Raw genomic sequence first — 8,258 nt, 5'->3', positions numbered from 1 at the left:
ACCTGCATCACGTCGCGGAATGCGTCGCGGATCATCGCCTCGGCGGTGTCCTGCACGTCGGACTCCTCGACCCAGGCGAACTCCATGTCGAGCTGTTAAGCTTTGAAGTCCGAAATATAGCAACAAAAAGACCTAAATATCCGATGAAATTAAAAAAAACGACGATGTAAGATTTTAAAACTTAAATACAGACGTTAAAACGATTAAAAATAAAGATCTTTAATACCCTTAACAATCTGATATATTCACACCCACTGCCAAACCACCCTCAGAGGTTTCCTTGTATTTGGAACTCATGTCCTTAGCCGTTTCCCACATGGTATTCACCACTTTGTCAAAAGGCACTTTTACGTTTTTAGGATCTGTACCCATTGCCAGTTCTGCCGCGTTAATAGCTTTAATGGCACCCATGGCATTACGTTCAATACACGGTATTTGCACCAAGCCTGCAATAGGATCGCAGGTCATCCCAAGATGATGTTCCATGGCAATTTCTGCAGCAATCAATACCTGCTCTGGTGTACCTCCAAGCAATTCACATAATGCACCTGCCGCCATAGACGATGAGACGCCAATTTCTGCCTGACAGCCACCCATAGCCGCTGAGATAGTTGCTCCCTTCTTAAAAATACTGCCAATTTCACCAGCTACCAAAAGGAATTTTTTAATATCCTCAAAATCGGCATCGTGGTTTTCAATCACCATATAATACATCAAAACCGACGGAATGACCCCAGCACTTCCATTGGTTGGTGCGGTCACTACACGACCCAATGCTGCGTTGACTTCATTGACACTTAGCGCGAAACAACTCACCCATTGCAGAATGTGTCTAAACTTAACTTCAGTTTTTCTAAGGGTTTCCAACCATTCTTGTGGATTATTGTAGGGTAAATCACATTTCAACGCCTTATGCATGTCAAATGCGCGTCGCCTCACGTTCAGCCCTCCAGGTAAATGCCCTTCAGTATGGCAACCAATATACATGCATTCCAACATAGTGTCCCAAATGCGTTTCAACTCAAAATCGATAGTTTCCATATCCCTAATCGATTTTTCGTTTTCTAAGACCACCCTTGAAAATGGAAGGTTCAATTCGTTACAATAAGCAAGCAATTCAGTACCTAAACGAATTGGATAAGGAAACGTGTTTTCGAAAATTTCATCCTGTTTTTTTGAAACCGTTCGTTCTTCTTTTACCACAAATCCACCACCGATGGAGTAAAAGGTGGAACTGGATTTTTGTCCGTTGATATCTGCGGTGAAAATCATACCGTTAGCATGGTATGGTAGAAATTTTCGATTGAAAACTATGTCCGTTTTGGGGTCAAATGCAATGGGAATCTCATTGTTGAAAAGCAACGAATTCGTGTTTTTGATAGTTTCAATAATAGATTCAATGTCTTCTATTGGAATTTGTTCCGGATCGGCACCATATAAACCTAACATGACGGCATAATCCGTAGCATGACCTTTTCCAGTTAATGATAGAGAACCATAAAGATCAACTGTTATGTGTTTTACTTGGTCAAATTCTTTGCTTTCCTTTAATTCTTTTATCCAGCGTTCGGCAGCGCGCCATGGACCTAAAGTGTGGGAACTTGATGGGCCAACCCCAATTTTTAACATATCAAATATAGAAATACACTCCATTGACGAAAACGATTTAGAACGACAAATATAATCTCTTTTTAGGTCAAAACAGAATGGAAAATGAAGTGGTGAAACGTAATTGTGTGAGTGTTGTTAGTCAGCCATCTAAGCTCCAATTTGAAGTTTACGTGTGATTTCCCAACCTTAGTCCTAGCTGCACGAGTTAATAAAATGGTTGATGAGATGGAGATGTAACAAATGCGTAAAGTCGTGTCCTCTAAAATTTACATCTTAATACTTAATACTTCAATCATTAAAAAAAGGATGTCATTACTTCACAACTGTCAGTTAGAATCTGTCTCTTCTTCGAGCGCGCGACTTACAACTGACAAGGAGCTGCTGTAAAAACATCCTTGATAAATAAAATTCGAAATCTATTTCATCTCAAAATTCTCAATATGATACGATTGCATGACTTCATTAATGTTAGAGAAGTCAACGCCTACATTATCGGCAGGAATGACGACCACTCTAAAAATTTGATTGGCGGTCCATTGGGCTCCCAAGGTTGAGAAATCTGCAGTCCCATCCAAAAAGAAGCGCACATCTGTTTGAGTGAAATCGAAATTATAAGTGAGGCTTTTCCCCGTATTAAAAGTCACTGTTTGGGGCAATAAACGCCAAGCGGTACTGTTGTCACTATTGGTCCATAATCTATAGACCAAAGTCACGTCGGACTCTAGCACTTCAAAGCCATAATCTTCAATGTATGAGTAGTTATTGTCAGCGTTGAAAGTGACATCAATTTCAAAGGCGGAGGAAGCAATGATGTTTCCATCATTACCTGGAGTTCCCGTATTTCCGGGAGGTCCTGGAGGTCCTGGAGGGCCTTGAGACCCGGTACAAGCCGTAAAAAATAAAGCTGTTACAAATAATAAGGATGCGATCTTTTTCATGTGAATATATTTTTGGGTGATTTGTAAATTTACAAATCCTTTCTTTATCTCGACTATTAATGTGGAAGATTCCTTCAAAAAAATGACACCTTGTCATATTTTCTGCCATGGCACAGTCATTGACATATACAAAGAGAAATAAAAAATTAATAATTCAACACAAAACATATATTATGAGTAAAATAATTGGAATCGATTTAGGAACAACCAACTCCTGTGTTTCGGTAATGGAAGGTAATGAGCCAGTTGTAATTCCTAATGCAGAAGGTAAAAGAACTACACCATCAGTTATTGCTTTCGTAGAAGGCGGTGAAATTAAAGTTGGTGACCCAGCAAAACGTCAAGCAGTTACAAACCCAACAAAAACTGTGTCTTCAATTAAACGTTTTATGGGAAACAAGTATTCTGAATCTAAACAAGAGGCAGAACGAGTACCATATAAAGTGGTAAAAGGTGACAACGATACACCAAGAGTAGACATTGATGGTCGTTTATATACACCTCAAGAATTATCAGCAATGATTCTTCAAAAAATGAAGAAAACTGCTGAAGACTATTTAGGTCAAACAGTATCAGAAGCAGTTATTACTGTTCCTGCTTATTTTAATGACTCGCAACGTCAAGCAACAAAAGAGGCTGGAGAGATTGCAGGTTTAAAAGTTAGACGTATCATCAACGAACCAACTGCGGCTGCTTTAGCTTACGGATTGGATAAAAAAGGAGTAGACCAAAAAATTGTGGTCTTTGACTTTGGAGGTGGAACACATGACGTTTCTATCTTAGAGTTGGGAGATGGCGTTTTTGAAGTATTGTCAACAGATGGAGATACCCATTTAGGTGGTGATGACGTAGATCAAAAAGTAATTGATTGGTTGGCTGACGAGTTCAAAGCAGAAGAAGATATCGATTTGCGTAAAGATCCTATGGCACTTCAACGTTTGAAAGAAGCTGCTGAGAAAGCAAAAATTGAATTGTCATCTTCAGCTCAAACTGAAGTTAACTTGCCATACGTTACGGCTACTGCAAGTGGACCAAAACACTTGGTAAGAACATTGACCCGTGCAAAATTTGAGCAATTGATTGACGATTTGGTAAAACGTACTATTGAGCCATGTCAAAATGCAATGAAAGCTGCAGGTCTTTCAAAAGGAGATATTGATGAGGTTATCTTGGTTGGTGGATCGACACGTATCCCAGCTGTACAAGCTGCTGTTGAAAAATTCTTCGGAAAAGCACCAAGTAAAGGTGTAAATGCTGATGAAGTTGTTGCCGTAGGTGCCGCAATTCAAGGTGGTGTATTGTCAGGAGATGTTAAGGATGTATTGCTTCTTGATGTGACTCCGTTGTCCCTAGGTATTGAAACTATGGGTAACGTGATGACGAAGTTAATTGAAGCTAACACGACAATTCCTACTAAGAAATCGCAAATATTCTCAACCGCCGCAGACAATCAACCTTCAGTGGAAATCCACGTATTACAAGGTGAACGTACTATGGCTGCCGATAACAAAACCATTGGACGTTTTCATTTAGATGGTATTCCACCAGCAAAACGTGGAACACCTCAAATTGAAGTAACGTTTGATATTGATGCCAATGGTATCATTCACGTAACTGCAGGAGATAAAGCCACCGGAAAGACACAAGATATCCGTATCGAGGCGTCATCTGGGTTGACTGAAGAAGAAATCAAAAAGATGAAAGCTGATGCTGAAGCAAATGCTGAATCAGATAAATTAGCGAAAGAGAAAGTTGATAAATTAAATGCTGCTGATGCAATGATTTTCCAAACAGAAAGTCAATTAAAAGAGTTTGGCGATAAATTATCTGATGATAAGAAAAAACCAATCGAAGAAGCATTAGAAGAATTGAAAACAGCTTTTGAATCTAAAGATATCGCATTAATCGATCCTGCTCTTGAGAAAATCAATGAAGCTTGGAAAGTAGCTAGCGAAGAAATGTACAAAGCACAAGATGCTCAGGGTGGTGCACAACCAGGACCTGATGCAAGTCAAGATAGCCAGTCCAATGAAGGCAGTGATGTTGAGGACGTAGATTTTGAAGAAGTGAAGTAATAAGCTTGAAATACAAAGCTTGAAGTAAAAACGCAATCATTGATATGGTTGCGTTTTTTTGTTGAAACCCATATTCCAAAAGCCGCAGGCACATTGGAATATGTTGGTTGAACTTATTTCAATCTTTTTGAACTTTTGGATGGAGTGAATCGATTTTGCTGATTTTGTCAAAGGTTATTAGATGCACGAAATTTAAAGTAAAAACGCGACTATACATTCATTAAATTATTCTGATTTATCAAAAGACCTCACAGATTTTTAAAACCTGTGAGGTCTTTTTTGTTTAAACCCGATAGATCATTAAATCTTCCGTATGAATGAATCTTACCAAAAAATCTCGCATTTGGATAACCTTTTAAATTTATTATGCATGCATAGCAAATTTTTATATATTTGCTTGACTTGATCAGGCTTTAAGTTTTTCAAAACCGTCAGGTCTTTAAATAAATCAAATGTCAGCGCAACTCAACCAACTTCTCAAAATCAAATATCCAATCATTCAAGCCCCAATGTTTTTAGTCTCCAATACCGCGATGGTCATTGAAGCAATGAAAGCAGGTATTGCAGGCTGTATTCCTGCATTGAATTATAGAACCTTGCCAGAACTTAAAGCCGCTATCCAGGAGTTGCAAGCAGCTAAAGTAGAGGGCGGTTCCTTTGGATTCAATCTCATTGTCAACAAATCAAACATCAAATACAAAGAGCAGCTTCGTGTCTTATGTGAGGAAGGTTGTGACTTTATCATCACCTCTTTGGGAAGTCCAGAAGAAACCATCAGTCAGGCGTACAAGGTAGGCATAAAAGTGCTTTGTGATGTTACCGATTTGAAGTTCGCCCAGAAAGTAGAAGCTTTAGGAGCTGATGCCATTATTGCGGTCAATAATGAAGCAGGAGGTCATCGCGGTGAAATTTCTCCAAAAGCATTGATTGAGCTTTTAAAAAGACATTGTAAAATTCCTGTGATTTCAGCCGGTGGCGTTGGTACAAAAGCTGAACTTGAGGCCATGTTAGGGTATGGCGCCGATGGCGTTTCTATTGGCAGTCCGTTTATCGCTTCTTTGGAAGCTGGAGTTACTGATGAGTATAAACAGGCCTGTGTGGATTATGGCGCAGAAGATATTGTGATGACCCAACGAATTTCCGGCACCCCGTGTACAGTTATCAATACGCCGTATGTCCAAAAGATTGGCACTAAAGAATCATGGTTGGAATCAATTTTAAACAGAAATAAAAAACTCAAAAAATGGGAGAAAATGGTGCGTTTTTCAATTGGAATGAAAGCCACGGAGAAAGCGGCAAAAGAAGCAACCTATAAAACCGTCTGGGTGGCCGGACCAAGTATTGAGCATACTAAAAAAATTCTTCCAGTCGAAACGATCATTAAAAACTTGACCTTTTAAATTAGGGGAATGGGTTACTATTTTTCGTAAATAGATATTTTAAATGGGCTAACTTGAGCATAGAAAAATTAAAACCCTATGCGATTAACATCTGTTGAGCCTTTTTGGTTGGTTAAAAATGGTATTCTACATTCCTATCCTTCGTTGGATAAAAATATCGAAACTGATATCGTAATTGTTGGCGCCGGCATTACTGGGAGTTTAATTGCACATCAATGTGTTGCTGACGGCTACAAAACGGTAATTGTTGACAAGCGTGAAGTGTGCCATGGCAGCACCTCGGCAACAACGTCCATGTTACAATATGAGATTGATTTGCCCCTCTTCGAACTTATCAAAATGATTGGCGAAAAAGGTGCTGTTTTAAGCTATAAGGCCTGCTTTGATTCCATTGACCAACTTCAAAAAATTTCAAAAAGCATCAAATCCACCTGTGGATTCAGAAAAAAAGAATCCTTATACTTCGCTTCAAGGAAGAAAGATGTGCCATGGTTAAAAAAGGAATTTGAAGCGCGAAAAAAACACGGATTTTTAGTTAAATGGTTGGAAACAGATAAGATCCAGAAAAAATACAAACTCGAGAATTCGCATGGCGGCATCCTGTCAGATCAGGGAGGGAGTATAGATGCCTTTCAATTAGCGCATGATCTTTTACATTATAACCATAAAAAAGGATTACAGATTTTCGACAAAACGGATGTGGTAAATATTGAATACCGAAGTAAAGACGTTCTCATTCATACAGAATTTGAAAAAACGATAAAAGCCAAAAAGATTATCTTTTGCAGCGGATTCGAAAGCACAGAAATCATTCCTGATAAAATTGTAAATCTTTTGTCCACCTATGCGGTAGTGGGCGAACAAAAGGAGGAGTACCACTCACATTTGCAGAATACCCTATTTTGGAATACAGCCAGTCCGTATAACTATATGCGAACCACAGATGATAACCGCTTATTAATTGGCGGGGAAGATGAAGAATTTGTTAATGCGGATAAAAGAGATGCTTTACTTAAAATGAAAGCTGAGAAATTGAAGAATACCATGTCCAAATTACTTCCACACTATAATTTTAGAGTCGATTTTGGATGGGCCGGGACCTTTGGAGAAACTAAAGACGGATTGCCGTATATCGGGAAACATCCCAAATTTAAAAATGCCTATTTTGTTTTAGGCTTTGGTGGAAATGGCATTACCTTTTCAGTTATAGGAATGGATATGGTCTCTACGATGTTAAAGGGAAAATCACATGAACTCTCAGAATACTTTAAATTTGGTAGGTAAACTTTACTGGAAATAACCAAGTGTAAGTTAAAATCATTTTACACGATTTGTTTAATTATTGATGTATTGACTTCATGCCCACCTTCAAACGGAATGATTTGCAAATTACAATGTCCGAACAGTTCAAAGGCTCTGTTTTTTTCTATGCACAAACGATCCTCATCGAGGTATTCATCCTTAGTTCCATAAATCAAGAACACTTTTGTTAAGGGATCTAAAAATTCAAAATCGGCTGCAGTCAGTTCCTTCGGAATGCCACCAGACATCATCACGATTTGTGAACATTGCAATCTTCTTTTAGAAACATATCTCAGAGCCACCGAAACACCTTGAGAATAGCCTAACATTACTAAATTGACGGGTTCAGGAATCTGTTCGGCCTCAAAAACCGAATCCAGATACCGCATTACATTTTCAGTTTCCTTGAGTGTGTTTTCTTTGGTCAGCCAACTGGCACCAACATGCTTTAATCTCGATGAAACATAATATTTACTTTGGGCTTGAGGAGCAATAAAATAGTTTTCTTCACGATTTAAATCTCCAAAATATTTCAAAAAATAGCGGCTCAAATAGCCCATGCCATGGCAGACAAACCACACGTTTTTTGTAGTTTCAGATAAGCTATTTAAAGTGGAGTAGGAGTTGGTGATTTGATAGGTGATTTCTTTTTCTGTAGGCTTCATTCTTTCAAATTTATATTCCTTAAAGATACTCAGATATGAAGTGATAAAAAATTCAAAATTCCAAATTCTCTTTATCCCGGCGGCATTTGAGTATTTTAACTTAGAATCAAGACAAAAGAACAAGCCTTTCCGTCCGTAGCTTTTGCGGAGGCGGGAAAACGAGAAACAAGAAACAAGAAACAAAAAACGACAAACAAGAAACCACAAACCGCAAACCAAAAAACTTCATCCTGAAAGATTGTTTTGTACCTTTACATTTGGTTAAAA

At 38.5% G+C, this 8,258-nt stretch carries 6 protein-coding genes; 3 read left to right on the top strand and 3 right to left on the bottom strand.

Annotated elements, in window-relative coordinates:
* Positions 1-228: 228 nt before the first annotated feature.
* Together VLZ86_RS09945 and VLZ86_RS09940 are read right to left on the bottom strand one after the other, a co-directional pair.
* The gene (locus VLZ86_RS09945; protein WP_325450874.1) at positions 229-1,653 is read right to left on the bottom strand and encodes an L-serine ammonia-lyase; all 1,425 of its coding nucleotides are present in this window, start codon (positions 1,651-1,653) and stop codon (positions 229-231) included.
* A 374-nt stretch (positions 1,654-2,027) separates the two neighbouring features.
* Positions 2,028-2,549 (bottom strand): hypothetical protein, encoded by a 522-nt coding sequence (locus VLZ86_RS09940; RefSeq protein ID WP_325450872.1) that lies wholly within the window; start codon positions 2,547-2,549, stop codon positions 2,028-2,030.
* Positions 2,550-2,722: 173 nt separating this feature from the next.
* On the opposite strand from VLZ86_RS09940, the gene dnaK reads away from it, so the two are divergent.
* The 3 genes from dnaK (at position 2,723) to VLZ86_RS09925 (ending at position 7,308) form a co-directional block, all read left to right on the top strand.
* Positions 2,723-4,624: a molecular chaperone DnaK gene (gene dnaK / locus VLZ86_RS09935; protein WP_325450870.1), complete on the top strand. Its 1,902-nt coding sequence runs from the start codon at positions 2,723-2,725 to the stop codon at positions 4,622-4,624.
* Between the two features lie 452 nt (positions 4,625-5,076).
* Complete coding sequence (locus VLZ86_RS09930) at positions 5,077-6,024, top strand: nitronate monooxygenase (RefSeq protein WP_325450868.1); 948 nt, start codon at positions 5,077-5,079, stop codon at positions 6,022-6,024.
* 78 nt (positions 6,025-6,102) lie between these two features.
* Complete coding sequence (locus VLZ86_RS09925; RefSeq protein ID WP_325450866.1) at positions 6,103-7,308, top strand: FAD-binding oxidoreductase; 1,206 nt, start codon at positions 6,103-6,105, stop codon at positions 7,306-7,308.
* Between the two features lie 38 nt (positions 7,309-7,346).
* Here VLZ86_RS09925 and VLZ86_RS09920 read toward each other — a convergent pair whose 3' ends face one another.
* Complete coding sequence (locus tag VLZ86_RS09920; RefSeq protein ID WP_325450864.1) at positions 7,347-7,991, bottom strand: esterase; 645 nt, start codon at positions 7,989-7,991, stop codon at positions 7,347-7,349.
* Between the last annotated feature and the right edge of the window lie 267 nt (positions 7,992-8,258).

Origin of the sequence: Gelidibacter sp., assembly GCF_035515035.1 — a bacterium.
Classification (GTDB): Bacteria; Bacteroidota; Bacteroidia; order Flavobacteriales; family Flavobacteriaceae; genus Gelidibacter.
Note: the sequence above shows the minus strand (reverse complement) of the source record. Positions and strands in the feature narration are given on the sequence as shown.